Origin of the sequence: Azospirillum agricola (assembly GCF_017876095.1) — a bacterium.
Taxonomy (GTDB): Bacteria; Pseudomonadota; Alphaproteobacteria; order Azospirillales; family Azospirillaceae; genus Azospirillum; species Azospirillum agricola.
This window is the reverse complement of the sequence record NZ_JAGINM010000002.1, coordinates 134172-152956: the sequence shown is the minus strand read 5'-3', so window position 1 is coordinate 152956 and position 18785 is coordinate 134172. Positions and strand designations below refer to the sequence as shown.

Sequence of the window (18785 nt, the reverse complement as noted above, 5' to 3'; positions counted from 1 at the left end):
TCGAGGAAGATCCGATGCCCAGCTTGACCCGCCGTGCCGCCATCGCCGCGATGGCCGCTTTCGCGTCCCTCTCGACCCTCGCGCCCGGCGCCGCGCGCGCCGCCGATCCGGTGAAGCTCGAAATCGGCTACATCCCGATCCTGGCCGCCGCCCCGCTGTTCCTCATCGACGGGCAGGGCTGGGCCAAGGACGCCAACATCGCCCTCAAGCTGACCCGTTTCGAATCCGGCCCGCACGCCATCCAGGCGATGGCCGCCGGCCAGATCGACCTGCTCTACGCCGGCGTCGCGCCGGTGCTGGTCGCCCGCACCAAGGGCGTCGACGTCTCGGTCATCGCCAACTCGGCGGTCGAGGAAATGGTCGTCGCCGCGCGCGGTCCCTTCGCCAAGGCGGTGGGCGCCACCCCGACCGCCGAGTCCTTCAAGAAGTTCGCCGCCGATACCGGCCGCAAGGCCAAGATCGGCACCCAGCCGCCGGGCTCGGTTCCCGACACGGTGCTGAAGCACTGGCTGTTCAAGGTCGTGAAGGTCGATCCCGCCGACGTCGAGCTGGTGCCGATGGGCATCGAGAAGACCCAGCAGGCGCTGCTGGCCGGCGCGCTCGACGCCGCGACCATCCGCGAGCCGACCGTCACCGTCACCCAGCAGATGGACAGGAACGTCGTGCTGCTGGCGACCGGCGCCCAGATGTTCCCCGACCAGCCCGGCACCGTGGTGTCGGCGCGCGGCGAGGTGCTGAAGAAGAATCCGGAGGCCATCGGCGCCCTGATCAAGGCGCATCTGCGCGCCGTCGAGCAGATCGGCAAGGACCCGGCCGGTTCCGCGAAGATCGTCAACGAGTATCTCGGCAAGGGCCTGCTGGAGCCGGCGACGCTGGAGGCCGCCTTCCGTGGTCCGGGCTCCAAGTTCGTCGCCGACCCGCACGGCGTGGTTCCGGCGGTCGAGAGGATGATGAGCTACGCCAAGGAGATCGGCTCGGCCGAGGGTGTCATTCCGGTGGCGGAGGCCTTCGATTTCCGCTTCTATGACGCCGCCGCGGCCAAGTAAGCACAACAGCAAGACGTTCGATGAAGACCCGCACCTCACTCGCCCTGTCGGCGCTCGGCGTCGTCGCCTTCCTCCTGCTGTGGGAGGCGGTGGCGCAGAGCGGCATCGTCCCCGCCCGCCTGATCCCGTCGCCCAGCGCCGTGCCCGCCGCCTTCCTCTCCGAGTTCCGCAGCGGAACCTGGCAGGCGATGGTGCTGGCCAGCCTGTCGCACTATCTGGTCGGGCTGTCGCTGGGGGCGTTCCTCGGCGTGTCCTTCGGGACGGCGGCGGCGCTGTGGGGGCGGTGGGACGCCTTCCAGGCCTGGGTCGTGCGCATGCTGCGCCCGATCCCGGCCATCGCCTGGATCCCCTTCGCCATCATCTGGTTCGGGGTCAGCGAGGGGGCGGCCTCCTTCCTGATCGCGCTGACGGTCTTCTGGATCAACTACTACGCCAGCTACGCCGCCGTGCGCGGCGTCGACAAGGACCTGATCGAGCTGGGCCACGCCTTCGGCCAGGGCGGACTGGTGCCGCGCCTGTTCAAGATCGTGCTGCCGGGTGCCCTGCCGGGCATCCTGTCCGGCCTGCGGGCCGGGCTGGGGCAGGGCTGGATGACCGTCGTCGCGGCCGAGCTGTTCGGCATCTCGGGCCTCGGCATGCGGATGATGGAGGCGTCGGGCCTGCTGGCGACCCACATCGTCGTCCTCTACATGGTGACCATCGCGCTGCTCTACGGCGTGTCGGACTTCCTGTTCATGCAAGTGCAGTCGCGGGTTCTCTCATGGCAACGGTAAACGGGGCGCCGGCCAACGACGCGGTATCAAGCGGCGCGGCGGTGATCGACCTCAAGAACGTCTCCATCGGCTACGGCGCCGACGCGCCGCCGGTGCTGGTGGACGTCGACCTGACGGTGGAGCGCGGCAGCTTCGTCGCCATCGTCGGCCCGTCGGGGGTCGGCAAATCGACGCTGCTGCGCGTCGTCGCCGGCCTGCACGAGGCGCGCACCGGCGGCGTGACCATCCACCAGGACCCGCGCCCGGCCCATCGCCCGGTCGGTCTGGTCTTCCAGGACGCCCGGCTGCTGCCCTGGCGCCGGGTGGTCAAGAACGTCCAGCTCGGGCTGGAGGGACTGCCGGTCAGCCGCGCCGAGCGGCTGCGCCGGGCCGAGGAGGCGTTGAAGCTGGTGCGTCTCGACGGCTACGCCCGCCGCTGGCCCTACGAGCTGTCGGGCGGCCAGCGCCAGCGCGTCGGCATCGCCCGCGCGATGGCGGTCGATCCCGACATCCTGCTGATGGACGAGCCGTTCGGCGCGCTCGACGCCATCACCCGCAACAACCTCCAGGACGAACTGCGGCGGATCCACCGGGAGACCGGCAAGACCATCCTGTTCGTGACCCACGACCTGGAGGAGGCCGTGCATCTGGCCGACCGCATCATCGTTCTGGGCGGCACCCCGGCGCGGGTGGTCCGCGACGTGAGCAACAGCGCCGGCCGGGACGGCGCGGTGTTCCGCGAGCAGGTCGAGCAGCTCCGGCTGGAGATCGCGGACAACTACAGCATTTGAATCCTCCCCCTCTCCCGGGACGGGGGAGGGGGGTCATGACACGTTCGTCATCAGCGCCGTCGGGTAGCCGGCCTCGGTCATCCGCGCGATCAGCGCCTGCACATGCGTCTGGTCGCGGGTCTCCAGCACGACGTCCACCTCGGCCATCTTCACCGGCACGTTGTGGAAGAGCCGCTGGTGGTAGACCTCGACGATGTTGGCGCCGGCCTCGCCGAGCAGGCGGGTGACGCGGGCCAGCGCGCCGGGGGCGTCGGTGATTCCAATGCGCAGCCGGACGATCCGCCCTTCATAGACCAGACCGCGCATCAGCACCTGCGCCAGGATGCGGGAATCGATGTTGCCGCCCGACACGACGATGCCGACCTTCCGGCCCCCGAAGCTCGCCGGATCGTCCAGCACCGCCGCCAGCGCCGCCGCGCCGGCCCCCTCGGCGACCAGCTTCTGCACGGTGGACAGGCGGTAGACCGCCTCCTCCAGCCGCGTCTCGTCGACCTCGACCACCTCATCGACCAGCGCGCGGACGATCGGCAGGGTCAGCCCGCCGGGCGCCTTCACCGCGATGCCCTCGGCGATGGTGGCGCCGCCGCAGGCGACCGGCTGGCCGGCCAGCGCCTGCCGCATCGCCGGGTAGAGGCTGCACTGGACGCCGACCACGCGGATCCCCGGCTTCAGCGCCTTGGCCGCCGTCGCCATGCCGGCGATCAGCCCGCCGCCGCCGATGGGCACCACCAGCGTGTCGAGGTCGGGCACCGCGTCGAGGAATTCCAGCGCCGCCGTGCCCTGGCCGGCGGCGACGAACGGATCGTCGTAGGGATGCACGAAGGTCAGCCCCTCGCGTGCCGCCAGATCATGGGCGAAGGCCGCCGCGTCGCTCAGCGTGTCGCCGTGCAGTTCCACCTTGGCGCCCAGGCTCTCCGTCCGCTCCACCTTGGTGAAGGGGGTGAAGCTGGGCATGACGATGGTCGAGCGGATGCCGAGCCTTGTGGCGTGGCAGGCCACCGCCTGCGCGTGGTTGCCGGCCGACATGGCGATGACGCCGGCCCGCCGCTCCGCCTCGCCGAGCGACAGCAGCTTGTTGAGCGCGCCGCGCTCCTTGAAGGAGCCGGTGGCGTGCTGGCTCTCCAGCTTCAGGTGCAGCCGGCAGCCCGCCATGTCCCCCAGGCGGGGCGCCGGCACCGCCGGAGTGGATGGCAGATGTCCCGCGATGCGCGTCGCCGCGGCGCGCACGTCCTCCAGCGTTATGGTCATGGTCAGTTCGTCCCGGTGTTGCGTGGTGTGAGTGTCAGCACCTCCGCCCCTGCCGTGGTCAGCGTGCCACGGTCGCCGGACAGACGCAACGAGCCGCCGTCGCGCCACATCGACACCAGATCGCCCCAATGGGCCGAGAAGGGGTTGCCCGACTGGCCGGTCGCGATGACGAACCGGGAATTGTCGAGGTCGGCCAGATCATACACCCCGCGATAGCCCGCGCCATGGACATGGGCGAAGGGTGCCGCCGCGTCGCGGATCCGCGTGGTCCCCCGGTTGACGGTGAAGAAGCCGCCGTCGGTCTCGACCGACAGGTCGCTCATGCCGCCGAGCAGCGGGATGCGGTCGAGCATCCGGTGCTTCAGCGCCACCTTGTGCTCGTCGCCCCAGCGCCAGTTCGCCACCGTCGAGCCGTGGCGCTTCTCCAGCATGGTCAGCGCGTCGCTCAGCGCGCTGGCGATGGCGTCGGCGCAGCTCTCGGTCGCCGAGGTGGCGACGTCGTCGCACCATTGCGGCCGTTCCCTCAGCACCCGCATCAGGGCGGCCGGCCGCAGTTCCCAATAGACCGCGAAGTCGGGGCCGAGCTCGTCGGCGAAGACGGTGCGGACCAGGGCGCGCAGCCACGCCTCGAAGATCAGCGGCTCCGGCCGGTCGCGCGCCATCGTGCCGTCCCAGCCCTTCAGCAGGGCCACCGCGTCCGCCGCCATGCCGCGCGGCACCGGGTATTTCAGCAGCTCCGGCAGCAGCTCGCGGGCGGGCAGGGAAACGACGTCCATCTGCTGGCGCGCCACGTCCTCGACCGAATGGCGGCCGGTGCCCAGCATCTCGACGATGCGCTTGGCCCGCGACGGATCCGGCCATTCGGTGGCGATGCGGTAGGGGTAATCGGCGCCGACGATGGCGTTGTTGGCGTTGACGAACTGGCCCGACGGCGGGTTGACCGCCTGCGGCAGCGCGTAATAGGGCAGGAAGCCGGTCCAGTCATACTCGCCGGTCCAGCCCGGAACCGGCACCCGCCCGTCGCCCTTGCGGCGGATCGGCACCCGGCCGGGGGAGATCAGCCCGACCTCGCCCGCCTGGTCGGCGTAGACGATGTTCTGCTGCGGCGAGACGTGCAGGCGCAGCGCCTCGCGCACCGCCTCGGCGTCCCCGGCGTGGTTCAGGCGGTAGAGCGCCTCGGCCGAGCTGTCGTCGGCGGCCAGACCGGGGAAGGAGAGGGCGAGGACATGGCCGGCGGGCGCCGCGCCGTCCGCCTCCAGGTCGGAGATCACCGGGCCGTGCCGGGTCTCGCGCACGGTCAGCGTCTCGTCGGGCTGGCCGGCGACGCGGATGGTCTCCTTGCGGCTCTCGAAGGGCTGGCTGCCGTCGGGGGTGGCGTAGCGGGCGGGATCCTGCGGGTCGATCTTCTCGACGAAGAGGTCCTGCGTGTCGCTGTGGGTGGTGGTGAAGCCCCAGGCGACCTTGCCGTTGTGCCCGAGGATGTGCAGCGGCACGCCGGGCACGGTGGCCCCGGCGATGCTGTGCTCCGGGGTGACGATGCGGGCGAGGTACCAGAGGATCGGCGCGTCGAGCCCGAGATGCGGGTCGTTGGCGATGATCGGCTTGCCGGTGCTGGTGCGGGCGCCGGTCAGCGCCCATTCGTTCGACGCGGTGTCGAAGCCGAGCGTCGGCAGCGCCGCCAGCGTCCGTTGCAGCAGCGGCCCGAGGTCGCGCTGGCCGCGCAGCTCGGTCGCCAGCGTCACCGGCGAGCCGGGCGGATCGGGCGGGAACAGGTCTTCGACCTGCTGCGGCGTCAGCCGCTCCAGCACGCGGGCGCGGAACAGTTCGTCGCGGTGGTTGGCCGAGAGCTGCAACGCCATCAGCTTGGCCCAGACCAGGCTGTCGGCCGGCGTCCATGGCTCCGGCGTGTGGCGGAGAAGCTGGAACTCGATGGGCAGCGCCTCCCGCCGGGTCGCGAGGTAGCCGTTGACCCCCTCGGCGTAGGCGTCGAACGCCGCGCGCGCCGGCGGGGAGAGGGTGGCGACCATCGCCTCGGCGGAGCGGCGGACGCCGAGCGTCCGCATCATGCGGTCGTTGCGCAGCGCGAAGTCGCCGAAGCGGGTGCCGACCAGCCCGGCCAGCCGGCCCGACCCGGCGAGCCGCATCGTCTCCATCTGCCACAGCCGGTCCTGGGCATGGGCGTAGCCGAGGGCCCGGTAGGCGTCGCGCTCGGTCGTCGCGAAGATGTGCGGCACGCCGTGGGAATCGCGGATGATCTCGGTCGCCGCGCCCAGGCCGGGCAGGGAGACGCTGCCGCCGGTCTGCGGCTGCTGGGCGCGCATCCACAGGAAGGCGCCTCCCAGGGCCAGCGGCGGCAGGAGGACCAGGACCCCCGCCGCGACGGCGATGCGGGTCAGCAGGGGTTTGCGCAGCATTGCGGCTCGCAGTTCAGGAATCGACGGCATGGGACTGCAACACGGGGGGAGGGGGCGGAGGGCCGCAGCTTTACGCCGCCGAGGCCAGAATGTCGCGCAGGATCGACGGCGACACCGGCTTGTGCAGCAGCCGGTGGCCGCTGCGCTGCACCTCGGCGATGCGGGCCGGGTCGGTGTCGCCGGTCAGCACCACGGCGGGCACGCGCACGCCGCACACCCCGTAGATGTCGCGGATCGCCTGGACGCCGGTCCGCCCCTCGCGCAGGCGGTAGTCGGCGACGATCATCGCCGGGCGCTGGCCGAGGTTCAGCAGCGTGTCGATCGCCTCGTCGGCGGACACGGCGGCGACGACGTCGTAGCCCCACTCCTCCAGCATGGCGCGCATGCTGAGCAGGATGATGCTGTCGTCCTCGACGACGACGATGAGCCCCTTGCCGCGCGGGCGGTCGACGGGCGCGCGGGCCGGCTTCGGCACGGCGCGCGGCGTCACCGCCGGCACCTCCAGCAGGAAGGCGCTGCCGCGTCCGGGCTCCGAGTGGACCGTCATCCCATGGTCGAGCAGACCGGCCAGCCGCTTGACGATCGCCAGCCCGAGGCCGAGCCCCTTGCGGCGGTCGCGCTCCGGGTTGGCGAGCTGCGTGAACTCCTGGAAGATGTCCTGGAACTTGTCGGCCGGAATGCCGATGCCCTGGTCGAACACCCCCAGCCGCAGCCGGCCGTTGCGGTGCAGGCAGCCGAGCAGGATGCCGCCGCTCTCCGAATAGCGGATGGCGTTCTCGATCAGGTTGCGCAGGATGCGCTCCATCAGGGCCGGGTCGCTGCTGGTCCAGCTGCTGGTCGGCACGTAGCGCAGGTCCAGCCCGGCCTCCAGGGCGCGGACCCGGTATTCCTCGGCCAGCCGGGCCATCAGGGGGGCGAGCGCGAATTCGGTGACGTTCGGCTTCACCACACCGGCGTCGAGCTTCGACACGTCGAGCAGACTGTCCAGCATCACCCGCAGCCCGTTCAGCGATTCGCTCATGCTGGCCAGCAGCGGCGCGGTCGGGTGGCCCTCCAGCTTGTCGGACAGGGCGTGGGCGAAGAAGAACAGCGATTGCAACGGCTGCCGCAGGTCGTGGCTGGCGGCGGCGAGGAACTTGGTCTTGGCGCGGTCGGCGCGCTCGGCGGCGCCCTGGGCGCTCAGCGCCTCCTCCCGCGCCGCCTCCGCCTCGTCGCGGGCGCGCAGGATGGCGACCTCGGCCGCCTTGCGGGCGGTGATGTCGCGCATGATGCCGGTGAACAGCCGCCGCTTGCCCGCCCGCCATTCGGCGACCGACAGGTCGAGCGGGAAGGTGCTGCCGTCCTTGCGCCGCCCCTCCACCTCGCGGCCGATGCCGATGATCCGGCGCTCCTCGGTGCGGCGGTAGCGGGCGAGGTAGCCGTCATGGGCGGACTGGTGCGGCTCCGGCATCAGCATGGAGATGTTGCGGCCGATCGTCTCCGCGGCGGTGTAGCCGAAGGTCCGTTCGGCGGCCGGGTTGTAGGATTCGATGACGCCGCGCTCGTCGATCACCACGATGGGATCGACGGCGGTGTCGACGATGGCGCGGTAACGGGCGTCCTGCTCCGCCGTCCGTTCGTCGTGGATGCGGCGGTCGAGCAGCGACGACACCAGCGCCAGCGCCAGCAGCACCAGCGTGCCCAGCCCGGTCATCGTCGCCAGCAGCGGCGAGGAGAGCGAGGGCATCCCGCCATGCACCGTCCCATGGGCGCCGATGCCGGGCTCCATGCCGGCGGCGGCCATGCCGGTGTAGTGCATCGCCACCACCGCCAGCCCGAGCAGGACGGCGCCGGCGGCGCGCTGAAGCGGCCGGGTGGTGCGGAAGGCGAGCCAGAGCGCCACCGTCGACGCCACGATGGCGATGGCGACCGAAGCCGCGACAAGACCCGCGTCGTAGGACAAGCGACCCTCCATGCGCAGACCGGCCATGCCCACATAATGCATGGCGACGATCCCGAGGCCGGTGATGCCGCCGGCGATCGGCAAGGTAAGGCGGTGGAACCGCCGATGCGCCGCGGTGAACAGCCCGACCCCCGACATCGCCACGGCGATCAGGAAGGACAGGGCGGTCAGCCCGGCGTCGTAGCCGACCGGCTGCTCCATCCGGTAGGCCAGCATGCCGACGAAGTGCATCGACCAGATTCCGGCGCCCAGCGCCAGGGCGGCCCCGCCCAGCCAGGATCCCTCCGTCCGCCCCGCGCCCTGCGCGTGGTGGGCGAGATCCAGCGCCACGTAAGCGCCGAAGACGGCGATAACGTAGGACAGGGCGACGAGGAGCGGATCGTAATGGCCGGGCAAGGGAGTTACGTCGCCATGCTGCAAGGGTTGCACTGGACGGGGAAGAGTTCCCGCCCCCGTATGGACAATTTGGGCGAGCGTGCCACCCCCACCAACCCAACGAAAGGCCTTCCTTCGTGGTAGAAAACGTTCTAGGCCGTCCGGATGGGTATGACCAATGAGTAGGATTTTCCCGCATTTCCCGACCGTTGCCAGGCGTGCCCTGCGGCCGCTGGTGACGGCGCTGGCCCTGCTGTATTTCCTGGTCGACGCGTTGGTCTATTGGGTGGTGAAGCCCTTCGCCCGATGGATCGGGCGGCTGCCGGTCTTCGCGCGGTTCGCGCTGTGGGTCGGCGGGCTGGGGCGCTACCCGTCGCTGGCGCTGGTCCTGGTGCCGCTGGCGTTGCTGGAGCCGGCCAAGCCGGCCGCCGCCTGGCTGCTCGCCACCGGGCGCCCGCTGACCGGGATCCTGGTGCTGGCGGGGGCCGAGCTGGTGAAGATCACGCTGGTCGAGCGGCTGTTCCACCTGACCCGCGCCAAGCTGATGACGATTCCCTGGTTTGCCTGGCTGTTCCTGCGCGCGGTCCGCTGGCTCGACTGGCTGAAGTCGCTGCCGCCCTGGCAGGCCGCCCGGCGCGCCGCGAAGCGGATCGGCGCGGCGGCGCGGCGCCTCGCGGCGGCGCTGCGCGGGGCGGGGTAGGGACAAGAGTCGGTGCAACCCTGCCCCGACCTTGCCGAGTCGGGCCGGCGACCCCATACTTGCGCGGCGCCCCCGTGCCTGTCGGGCGTGTGCCTGTGCGGATTCGGAGGATGAAGGGTTGAACGGTCGCGTCGTCCCGGTGGTGTTGGCCGGGCTTCTCGCCTTGGCGGCGCCCGCGGCCCTGGCGGCCGACAAGCCCGCGTCATCCGTGGCGGAACTCGCCGCGCCGGCCCGGCCGTCCTCCCTGCCCAAGCGCTCGACGGATTGCGAGGCGGCGGAGCAGGGAAACGCCGACGCCGCCTTCCGGCTGGCCCGCCGCTATCTGTTCGGGGTCGGCGTCACCAAGAACCGCCGGCTCGGCACCGCGTGGCTGCGCGCGGCGGCCTCGCTCGGGCATGGCGAGGCGCGGCGTCTCGCCAACTATGTCCCCGGCCGCATGGGACGCATCCGCCCCTGGTGCCGGCCCGGCGCCGGCCCGGTGCGCGAACCGTCGGCGCCGCCGGCCGAGATCGTCCGGCTGGTCAACGCCATCGCTCCCAAGCATGGCGTCGATCCGGCGCTGGTGCTGGCGGTGATCCAGGCGGAGAGCGCCTTCCGCACCGACGCGGTGTCGCCCAAGGAGGCCGCCGGTCTGATGCAGCTCATCCCCGACACCGCCGACCGCTTCGGCGTCGGCAACGTCTTCGATCCGGCGCAGAACATCACCGGCGGGGTGCGGTACCTGCGCTGGCTGCTGAGCTATTTCCAGGGCGACGTGACGCTGGCGCTCGCCGGTTACAACGCCGGGGAGCGGGCGGTCGACCGTTTCAAGGGCGTGCCGCCCTACGAGGAGACGCGCAACTACGTGCGCATCATCCGCCGCGTCTACGGCGCGGAGCGCCACCCCTTCGACGACCGCGCGGCCGATCCCTCGCCGCTGTTCGCCGCCGGCGCGGCTGCGGAGTTGCCACGCCCCGCCAAATCGCCGAAAAAGGGCTGAGAGCCGAACGTACCCGGCCGAACACCCGGATCATCAGGAGACCCCGCCCCGTGCCGATGTCCGAACGCAGCTTCCTTGGCCTCAGCGCCGCCGGGTTCCATCGGGTGGCCTACACGCAATGGGGACGCGACGACGCGGCGCGCACCGTGGTCTGCGTCCATGGCCTGACCCGCAACGGGCGCGATTTCGACCATCTGGCCCTGGCGCTGGCCGACCGCCGCCGGGTCGCCTGCCCGGATGTCGTCGGGCGCGGGCGCAGCGGCTGGCTGCCGGTGCCGTCGCTCTACGGCTATCCGCAATATTGCGCCGACATGGCCGGCCTGATCGCCCGGCTGGGGGTGGAGGAGGTCGACTGGGTCGGCACCTCGATGGGCGGGCTGATCGGCATGACGCTGGCGGCCCAGCCGAACAGCCCGATCCGCCGGCTGGTCATCAACGACGTCGGCCCCTTCATCGCCAAGGCCGGGCTCCAGCGCATCGCCGACTATGTCGGCAAGGATCCGGTGTTCGAGGATCTGCCGGCCGTCGAATCCTACCTGCGCTTCGTCCTGATGGGGTTCGGCCGGCTGTCCGACGCCTGCTGGCGCCACATGGCGGAGCACAGCGCGCGCCGCCGCCCGGACGGCCGCTACGGCCTTGCCTACGACCCCGGCATCGCCGAGGCGTTCAAGAACCAGCCGATGAACGATGTCGATCTCTGGGCGCTGTGGGACCGCATCCAATGCCCGGTGCTGGTGCTGCGCGGCGCCGATTCCGACCTTCTGAGCGCCGAGACCGCCGAGGAGATGACCCGGCGCGGCCCCGGCGCCGGACCGGGCGTGCGCGTGGTCGAGTTCGCCCACACCGGCCATGCGCCGGCGCTGATGAGCGAGGACCAGATCGCCGTGGTCCGCGACTTCCTCCTCGACGCCTGAGGCGGTCCCGATGCCCCGTCCCCTCTGGTTCGCTCTGCTGGCCGGGCTGGTGGGGGGAACGCTGGCGGCGGGGCCGGCTGGCGCTCAGAGCGTCGGCGCCCAGAGCGTCTCCCGGCGCGACGCGCTCGACTGGCTGTCGGGCGAGCCGATGACCCTGCTGGACTGGGGCATCGCCAGGCTGCGCGGGGATCTCGACTACGCGGCGGGGGAGGCGGCGCATGGCGGGCGCTCCACCTTGGCCCGCAGCGGGGTGTTCTACCGCCCGCAGGACCGCCGCATCGTCGCCTACGCCAGCTTCGTCGAGCCGCCGGCCAACCGCACCGACGCGGTCTGCGTCGAGCTGTTCGGACGTCTGGCCGCGGCGCTGGTCCATGGCGCGCCGCAGGGCTCGGGCGGGGCGAGCTGGTATCTGGAGAATCTGTTCGGCCACGAGGCCCGCTTCGCCAGCCGCCCGCCGGATCTGGGGGAACAGATGGCCGACCGCGTCGCCTTGCAGGTTACGGTCGGTGCGCGGGCGGCCGACGCCTTCGAGGATTCCCGCCGCGTCACCTGCACCGGCCGGCTCGACTCCCCGCCTTCCGGCATCGCCCTGCGCGTGGAGGGCTGACGGCGGCGCGGCGGCGGCTTATAAGACGGGCATGACCGACCCGACTGCCGCCCCCGCGACCGATTCCGCCGCCACCCCGACCTTCGACCCGCACGCCCTGCCGCCGCTGCGCGACGTGATCGCGCGCTTCGACCTGGGGGCGAAGAAGTCGCTCGGGCAGAATTTCCTGCTCGACCTGAACCTGACGGGGCGCATCGCCCGCTCGGCCGGCCCCATGAAGGGCGTCACCGCGATCGAGGTCGGCCCCGGCCCCGGCGGCCTGACCCGCGCCCTGCTGGCGACCGACGCGGTGAAGGTGATCGCCATCGAGCGCGACCGCCGCTTCATCGAGGCGCTCCAGGACGTGGTCGACGCCGCCGCCGGCCGGCTGAGCATCGTCGAGGCCGACGCGCTGACCGTCGATCCGGAGGCGCTGGCCCCGGCGCCGCGCGCCATCGTCGCCAACCTGCCCTACAATGTGGCGACGCCGCTGCTGCTCGGCTGGCTGGCGCGCATCGACTCCTACGTCAGCCTGACCCTGATGTTCCAGAAGGAGGTCGCCGACCGGCTGGTGGCGCGGCCCGGCAGCAAGGCCTATGGCCGGCTGTCGGTCATCACGCAGTGGCGGTCGGACGCGCGGGTTCTGTTCAACCTGCCGCCGCGCGCCTTCACTCCGCCGCCCAAGGTCGAATCGACGGTCGTCCAGCTGACACCGCGCGCCAACCCGGAGCCGGCCGACTGGAAGGCTTTGGAGCAGGTGACCGCCGCCGCCTTCGGCCAGCGCCGCAAGATGCTGCGCCAGAGCCTGAAGTCGCTTGGCAACGCCGAGGCGCTGCTGGAGGAGGTCGGCATCGCCCCGACCGCGCGGGCCGAGGAGATCGACGTCGCCGGCTTCGCCGCGCTGGCCCGCGCCCACCGCGCGCGGAATCCGGTGGAGACGTCGTGATGGCTCCCTCATGACGACGATCCGCGTCACCCCCCGCATCAGCCTGGACGAGAGCGAACTCCACGAGGATTTCGTCCGCGCCTCCGGTCCGGGCGGCCAGCACGTCAACAAGACCGAATCCGCCGTGCAGTTGCGCTTCGACGTCGCCGCCTCCCCGAACATCCCGCCGGATGTGAAGGCCCGGCTGGCGAAGCTGGCGGGATCGCGGATGACCTCCGACGGGGTGCTGATCATCCAGGGCGACAGCTACCGCAGCCAGCTCCGCAACCGCGAGGATGTGCGGGAGCGGCTGATCGACCTGATCCGCGACGCCTCGGTGCCGCCCAAGATCCGCCGCAAGACCAAGCCGACCTACGGTTCCCAGCAGCGGCGGCTGGAGGGGAAGGCCAAGCGGTCGGAGGTCAAGCAGGGACGGCGCGGCCCGACGGGGGAGTGACGGGCCGCATGGCCGCCTTGCAAGGCCTCTGGCCGGCTTGAACTCCGCCTGCGGCGGCCTCACAAAAGGATGTCGCCCTTCAATGACGTGAGCGTGCCCACCATGCGCATCCTGGTCGTGCAGAACAGCCGCACCGCCCCCATCGGCCTCGTCGGCGAGGCGCTGGCCGACAACGGCGCCGCCCTCGTCACCGTCGCCGCCAACGAGGGCGAGGCGATCCCGGCGCTGGACCGCTTTGCCGGGCTGGTCGTGCTGGGCGGCCCGCAGGACGCCTGGGACGATGCCCAAGGCCCGCATTTCCCGGCGGTGATGGAGACGATCCGCGCCTTCACCGGGGCCGACCGGCCGGTGATGGGCATCTGCCTCGGCGCCCAGCTCGCCGCGCGGGCCTATGGCGCGCGGGTCTACCGGCACGAGGTCGCCGAGCTGGGCATCCATGGCGTGACGCTGAACGAGGCGGCCGCCGACGACCCGGTGCTCGGCGGGCTGGGGCCGGAGCTGAAGCTCGCCCAGTGGCATTACGACACCTTCGAGTTCCCCGAGGGCGCGGTGCCGCTGGCCCACAGCGCCGCCTGCGGCCGGCAGGCCTTCCGCCTCGGCCGCGCCACCTACGGCTTCCAGTTCCACCCGGAGGCGACCGGGGAGATCGTGCGCGGCTGGGCCTCGCGCTTCGGCGAGGAGGCGCGGGAGCGCAACCGCGGCCTGCTCGACGGGCTGGACGCGGCGCTCGACGCCCATCTGCCGGCGGCCGAAGCCTTCACGCGGACGATCACCCGGCGCTGGCTGGATCTGGCGGCGCCCTGAACTGCGCGAGCAGTTCCGGAGTGTCCACGTCGTAGAGGATGCCGGCGTCGTCCACCGGAACCTCGCACACCCGGTCGGCGTGCAGGCCGAGCAGCCGCTTGGCGCCGCTGTCGCCGGTCAGCGCCGCCATCTCGGCGAAGAAGGCGCGGTCCCACAGCACCGGGTTGCCCTGCTTGCCATGGGTGGTCGGGATGCAGATGGCGCGGCCCTCCGCCGGGCTGTAGGCGGCGACCAGCCGGTCGATCACCCCGGCGGCGACGCGCGGCATGTCGCCCAGGCAGACGACCACCGCGTCGGATTCGCTGGGCACCGCCGCCAGTCCGGCGCGCAGCGAGCCGCTCAGGCCCTCGGCGAAGGCCGGGTTGTGGACGAAGGTGACGGGTTTGCCGGAGAGTGCCGCCGCGACCCGCTCCCCCTGGTGGCCGGTGACGACGATGACGCTGGCCGCCTGGCTCGCCAGCGCCGCATCCACCGCGCGGGCGACCAGCGGCGTGCCGCCGACGTCGGCCAGCAGCTTGTTGGTGTCGCCCATCCGGCTCGACCGGCCGGCGGCCAGCACCAGGGCGGTGACTCGCGGGGCGCGCGGGGTCTCGGCGACGGCGCCGGAGCGGGGCAGGGGGCGGCTCGGGATCTCCGCCAGCAGGCCGCCGACGCCCATGCGCATCACGTCCGCCCGCGACGGCGGCAAGCCGGCGGCGATCCGTTGCAGCACCCAGTCGAAGCCGTTCAGCTTGGGCGAGCGGGCGCAGCCCGGCAATCCGAGGACCGGGCGCTCGCCGGGCCGGGCGCCGAGGCGGGCGAGCAGCAGCAGGTTGCCCGGATCGACCGGCATGCCGAAATGCTCGACCGTTCCGCCAGCCCGCTCGATGGCGGTGGGCAGCACGTCGCGCCGGTCGGTGATGGCCGATGCCCCGGCGATCAGCAGCAGATCGACCGGCGGCGCCTCGCCGATGCGCACCGTCAGATCCGTCTCGTCGTGGCCGCAGCGCGCCTCGTGGACCAGCCGGCCGCCCAGCGCCTCGATCCGGTCGCGGGTGACGCCGACGGTCTTGTCGAGCACGCTGTCCTTGACGCCCGGCAGTCTGGTTTGGATCAACCCGACCGTCAGCGGCCGGAAGGCGGCGACGCGCAGCGGCGGCGAGCCGGCCAGGATGGCCTCCGCCTCCGCGACGCAGCGGGCGGGGGCGGCGAAGGGGATGATCTTGATCGTCGCCAGCATCTGTCCCGGCTCGACCGGCGACAGGTCGGGCAGGGTGGCGACGGTCACGCTCTCGTCGATCAGGTTGACGGCGTCGAGCCGGGCGGCGTCGAGCCGCAGCAGGCCGCGCTCGGCGGCGAACAGGTTGACCCGCCCGGTGAAGGCGGCGGCGACGCTGACGCCCTCGCCGGCCACCGCGCCGGCCACCCGCGACGCCGCCTCGTCCTCGCCGAGATCGTCGGCCGACAGCCGCGCGGCGATGACCGTCTCGATTCCGAGGCCGCGCAGGGCCGCGACGTCCGCGGCGGACAGGCGGCGGCCCTTCTTGAAGGCGACCGCGCCGCGCCGCAGGGAATGCGCCAGGATGGCGCCCTCGGCGTCGCTCAGCGGGACGGAGCCGAACTGCATGGACGCGGGCGCTCCCTCGGGGCGGTTAGGGCAGGGTGGTCAGCAGGGGTGGTTCTCTCCCCGGCGGACGCAGGTGATCTGCGCCAGGATGGCGATGGCGATTTCAGATGGGGTGACGGCGCCGATCGACAAGCCCACCGGGCCACGGATCCGCTTCACCTCGGCCTCGCTCAGCCCCTCGTCGCGCAGGCGGTCGAGGCGCAGCGCGTGGGTGCGCTTGCTGCCCAGCGCGCCGACGTAGAAGGCCGGCGAGCGCAGCGCCGCGATCAGCGCCGGGTCGTCCAGCTTGGGGTCGTGCGTCAGCGTGACGATGGCGGTGCGGACGTCGGGCTTCAGCGCGGCCAGCGCCTCGTCGGGCCACAGGTCGCTCAGCTTGGTGCCGGGAAAGCGCGCCTCGGTCGCGAAGGCGCCGCGCGGGTCGATCACCGTCACGTCGTAGCCGGTCAGCGCCGCCACCGGGGCCAGCGCCTGGGCGATGTGGACGGCGCCGACGATCAGCAGCCGCATGGCCGGGTTGTGGACATGCACGAACAGCTTGAAGCCGTCCTCGTCCTGCGGGTCGGTCAGCAGGCCGGAGCGGTCCTGGCGGATGCGGCGGCGCACCTCGTCCAGCAGGTCGGGCTCCAGCCCGAATCCGCCATGCACGGCGTCGTCATAGACCAGCGATTGCAGGCCGCTGTTCAGATCGGTGACCAGGGCCACCGGAAGGGCGGCCTCCTTGGCGGCGACCAGACGGTCGAGAATATCGCGTTTCATTCCACGGCCTCGACATAGACCTGAACCTGCCCGCCGCAGGCCAGCCCGACTTCCCAGGCCATTTCGTTGGTGATGCCGAAGGACAGCAGGCGCGGTTCGCCGTCCTCCATCGTCTTGGCCGCCTCGTGGGCGACGGCGCCCTCGATGCAGCCGCCCGACACGGAACCGGCCATCGAGCCGGCGTTGTCGACCGCCATCTGGCTGCCGACCGGGCGCGGCGAGGATCCCCAGGTCGCGACCACGGTCGCCAGCGCGACCTTGCGGCCGGCGGCCCGCCATGCGGCCGCCTGCTCCACGATGTTGTCCGCCATCAGGGTGTCGTTCATCCCGCCGCCTCCTTGACCCAGCGGCGCAGGCCCGGATGCCGGCGCGGGCCTTCGCGCGACAGGGCGTCGGCGAGACCGGCGAGGCTGTTCAGGCTGTGAGCCGCTCGAAAATCGTCCACATGCGGCAGCAGCGCCCGGATGCCGGAGGACTTCGGCGCGAAGCCTTCCCAGCGCAACAATGGATTCAGCCAGACGAGCCGCCGGCAGCTTTTGTGCAACCGTTCGGCCTCCGCCGCAAGCCCTTCCCCTGCATCCCTGTCCAGCCCGTCGGTAATGAGAAGCACCACGGCGCCCTGTCCCAGCACGCGCCGCGCCCACTGGCGGTTGAAGGCGTGCAGCGCCGTGCCGATCCGCGTGCCGCCCGACCAGTCGGCGACCGCGCCCGACACGGCGTCGAGCGCCACGTCCACATCCTTGTGGCGCAAATGGCGGGTGATGTTGGTCAGCCGGGTCCCGAACACGAAGCTGTGCACCCGGTCGCGGTCGTTGGTCACCGCGTGCATGAAATGCAGCAGCATCCGCGAGTAGCGCGTCATCGAACCGGAGATGTCGCACAGCACGACCAGCGGCGGCGGCCGGGTGCGCCGCCGCTTGCGCGCCAGATCGGCAAGGTCGCCGCCCGAGCGCAGCATGCGGCGCAGCGTGGCGCGCGGATCGACGCGCGGCCCCGCCGGGTCGGGGCGGTGGCGCCGCGTCGTCACCTCGGCCAGCGGCAGGGCGAGGCGGGTCAGCAGGCGCTTGGCCTGCGCCATCTCCTCGCCGGTCATCTTCTCGAAATCCTTGTCCTGCAACCGTTCGGCGGCCGACACGGTGAAGCTGGCGTCGATCTCGATCTCGGTCTTCTCGGGGCCTTCGGCCTCCTTGCCCGTGCCATGCAGGGCCTCGGCGAGCCGCTGGGCCATCTCGGCCCGGTCGGGCGTGGCCTCGGTCCGCACGGTCGGCAGCATCAGCGCCATCATGCGCTTCAGGATGTCGGGGTTGCGCCAGAAGATATGGAACGCCTGGTCGAACAGCTCGCTCTGGTCGCGGCGGTTGACGAAGACGGCGTGCAGCGCCCAGTAGAAGTCGGTCCGGTTGCCGAGCCCGACCGTCTCCACCGCCTCGACCGCCTGCAACACCTTGCCCGGCCCGACCGGCAGCCCGGCGGCGCGCAGCGCGCGGGCGAAATGCATCAGGTTCAGGACCAGCCGGCCCCCGGAGGGCGTTTCGTGCTCCGTCATCGGGCCGTGGTTGCGGCGAGTTCGGTCTTCACCTGCGACAGGATGCGGGCGGCCTCGCTGCCCTGGATGCGGGCGATGTCGTCCTGGTACTTCAGCAGCGTGCCCAGCGTGTCGTTGATGACCGAGGGCTCAAGCTCCAGCTGGTTCAGCTCGACCAGCGCCTGCGCCCAGTCCAGCGTCTCCGCCACCCCCGGCGCCTTGTAGAGATCGAGGCCGCGCAGAGACTGCACGAAGCCCACCACCTGGGCCGCCAGCCGGGCGTCGGCGCGCGGCGCCTTGACCGCGACGATCTCGCGCTCCCGCGCGGCCGACGGGTAATCGACCCAATGGTAGAAGCAGCGACGCTTCAGCGCGTCGTGGATCTCGCGCGTGCGGTTGGAGGTGAGGATGACGATGGGCGGCTCCGGCGCGCGGATGGTGCCGTATTCGGGGATGGAAACCTGGAAGTCGGAGAGGATCTCCAGAAGGTACGCCTCGAAGGGCTCGTCGGTGCGGTCCAGCTCGTCGATCAGCAGCACCGGCGGGCCGGCGGGATCGGGTTCCAGCGCCTGGAGCAGCGGACGCTTGACCAGGAAGCGCTCGGAGAACAGGTCGGCGGCGAGCGCGTCGCGGTCGGAGGCGCCGCCGGCGGTCGCCTCGGCCAGCCGGATCTCCATCATCTGCCGGGCGTAGTTCCACTCGTAGACGGCGGAGGACGCGTCCAGCCCCTCGTAGCATTGCAGGCGCAGCAGGCGGCGGCCGAGCGTGGCCGACAGCACCTTGGCGATCTCGGTCTTGCCGACGCCGGCCTCGCCCTCCAGGAACAGCGGTCGCTTGAGCTTGAGCGCGAGGTACAGCGCCGTCGCCAGCGAGCGGTCGGCGACGTAGTCGCCACGAGTGAGAAGCGCCAGCGTGTCGTCGACGGAAGCGGGGAGGGGGATGGTCATGAACACCTTGCGTACTGG

Annotated in this window: 18 protein-coding genes; 10 read left to right on the top strand and 8 right to left on the bottom strand. The window is 71.9% G+C overall.

All coding sequences use genetic code 11. From position 1 onward, the window contains the following. Window positions 1–14 precede the first annotated feature (14 nt). Genes J2847_RS03080 through J2847_RS03070 form a run of 3 tightly spaced genes read left to right on the top strand, consistent with a single transcriptional unit; the run spans window position 15 to window position 2589 of the window. Window positions 15–1046 carry an ABC transporter substrate-binding protein gene (locus J2847_RS03080; protein WP_209776914.1) on the top strand — a complete coding sequence of 344 codons (1032 nt, stop codon included), beginning with the start codon at window positions 15–17 and terminating at the stop codon, window positions 1044–1046. Between the two features lie 20 nt (window positions 1047–1066). Further along, window positions 1067–1819, top strand: coding sequence for an ABC transporter permease (locus tag J2847_RS03075; RefSeq protein WP_085556749.1), 753 nt, complete (start codon window positions 1067–1069; stop codon window positions 1817–1819). Further along, window positions 1807–2589 (top strand): ABC transporter ATP-binding protein, encoded by a 783-nt coding sequence (locus tag J2847_RS03070; protein WP_209776912.1) that lies wholly within the window; start codon window positions 1807–1809, stop codon window positions 2587–2589. The genes J2847_RS03075 and J2847_RS03070 overlap by 13 nt, the downstream gene beginning before the upstream one ends. A 33-nt stretch (window positions 2590–2622) precedes the next feature. Here the strand turns inward: J2847_RS03070 and J2847_RS03065 are convergent, their stop codons facing one another. The 3 genes from J2847_RS03065 to J2847_RS03055 all read right to left on the bottom strand — a co-directional run bounded on the left by J2847_RS03065 (window position 2623) and on the right by J2847_RS03055 (window position 8589). After that, a complete protein-coding gene (locus J2847_RS03065; RefSeq protein WP_209776911.1) occupies window positions 2623–3837 on the bottom strand; it encodes a threonine ammonia-lyase in 1215 nt (404 codons plus the stop codon). 2 nt (window positions 3838–3839) lie between these two features. Further along, a complete protein-coding gene (locus J2847_RS03060) occupies window positions 3840–6251 on the bottom strand; it encodes a penicillin acylase family protein (protein WP_233474247.1) in 2412 nt (803 codons plus the stop codon). A gap of 70 nt (window positions 6252–6321) precedes the next feature. Next, entirely contained in the window at window positions 6322–8589 is a 2268-nt protein-coding gene (locus J2847_RS03055; RefSeq protein ID WP_209776909.1) for a hybrid sensor histidine kinase/response regulator, read from the bottom strand. Between the two features lie 157 nt (window positions 8590–8746). Here J2847_RS03055 and J2847_RS03050 point away from each other — a divergent pair, with 157 nt between their 5' ends. The 7 genes from J2847_RS03050 to J2847_RS03020 all read left to right on the top strand — a co-directional run bounded on the left by J2847_RS03050 (window position 8747) and on the right by J2847_RS03020 (window position 13933). Then, complete coding sequence (locus J2847_RS03050) at window positions 8747–9268, top strand: hypothetical protein (protein ID WP_209776908.1); 522 nt, start codon at window positions 8747–8749, stop codon at window positions 9266–9268. 118 nt (window positions 9269–9386) lie between these two features. Next, entirely contained in the window at window positions 9387–10247 is an 861-nt protein-coding gene (locus tag J2847_RS03045; RefSeq protein ID WP_233474246.1) for a lytic transglycosylase domain-containing protein, read from the top strand. Window positions 10248–10297: 50 nt separating this feature from the next. Beyond that, window positions 10298–11161: an alpha/beta fold hydrolase gene (locus J2847_RS03040; protein WP_325169317.1), complete on the top strand. Its 864-nt coding sequence runs from the start codon at window positions 10298–10300 to the stop codon at window positions 11159–11161. Window positions 11162–11171: 10 nt separating this feature from the next. Then, window positions 11172–11768 (top strand): hypothetical protein, encoded by a 597-nt coding sequence (locus J2847_RS03035; protein WP_209776906.1) that lies wholly within the window; start codon window positions 11172–11174, stop codon window positions 11766–11768. Between the two features lie 31 nt (window positions 11769–11799). Further along, window positions 11800–12693 carry a 16S rRNA (adenine(1518)-N(6)/adenine(1519)-N(6))-dimethyltransferase RsmA gene (gene rsmA, locus J2847_RS03030; RefSeq protein ID WP_233474245.1) on the top strand — a complete coding sequence of 298 codons (894 nt, stop codon included), beginning with the start codon at window positions 11800–11802 and terminating at the stop codon, window positions 12691–12693. Window positions 12694–12703: 10 nt separating this feature from the next. Then, window positions 12704–13129 (top strand): alternative ribosome rescue aminoacyl-tRNA hydrolase ArfB, encoded by a 426-nt coding sequence (gene arfB / locus J2847_RS03025; RefSeq protein ID WP_209776905.1) that lies wholly within the window; start codon window positions 12704–12706, stop codon window positions 13127–13129. A 102-nt stretch (window positions 13130–13231) separates the two neighbouring features. Then, the gene (locus J2847_RS03020; RefSeq protein WP_209777304.1) at window positions 13232–13933 is read left to right on the top strand and encodes a type 1 glutamine amidotransferase; all 702 of its coding nucleotides are present in this window, start codon (window positions 13232–13234) and stop codon (window positions 13931–13933) included. Here J2847_RS03020 and J2847_RS03015 read toward each other — a convergent pair. From J2847_RS03015 to J2847_RS02995, 5 genes are read right to left on the bottom strand one after another with little or no spacing between them, the layout of a single operon-like run. Further along, window positions 13899–15539 carry an NTP transferase domain-containing protein gene (locus J2847_RS03015; RefSeq protein WP_209776904.1) on the bottom strand — a complete coding sequence of 547 codons (1641 nt, stop codon included), beginning with the start codon at window positions 15537–15539 and terminating at the stop codon, window positions 13899–13901. The two genes, J2847_RS03020 and J2847_RS03015, sit on opposite strands and share 35 nt — an antisense overlap. Window positions 15540–15578: 39 nt before the next feature. Next, window positions 15579–16295, bottom strand: coding sequence for an XdhC family protein (locus J2847_RS03010; RefSeq protein ID WP_085556760.1), 717 nt, complete (start codon window positions 16293–16295; stop codon window positions 15579–15581). Continuing rightward, window positions 16292–16621, bottom strand: coding sequence for an XdhC family protein (locus tag J2847_RS03005; RefSeq protein ID WP_085556761.1), 330 nt, complete (start codon window positions 16619–16621; stop codon window positions 16292–16294). The genes J2847_RS03010 and J2847_RS03005 overlap by 4 nt, the downstream gene beginning before the upstream one ends. Beyond that, window positions 16618–17841 carry a vWA domain-containing protein gene (locus J2847_RS03000; RefSeq protein ID WP_209776903.1) on the bottom strand — a complete coding sequence of 408 codons (1224 nt, stop codon included), beginning with the start codon at window positions 17839–17841 and terminating at the stop codon, window positions 16618–16620. Before J2847_RS03000 ends, J2847_RS03005 begins: the two co-directional genes overlap by 4 nt. Continuing rightward, window positions 17838–18767 carry an AAA family ATPase gene (locus J2847_RS02995; RefSeq protein ID WP_209776901.1) on the bottom strand — a complete coding sequence of 310 codons (930 nt, stop codon included), beginning with the start codon at window positions 18765–18767 and terminating at the stop codon, window positions 17838–17840. Before J2847_RS02995 ends, J2847_RS03000 begins: the two co-directional genes overlap by 4 nt. Between the last annotated feature and the right edge of the window lie 18 nt (window positions 18768–18785).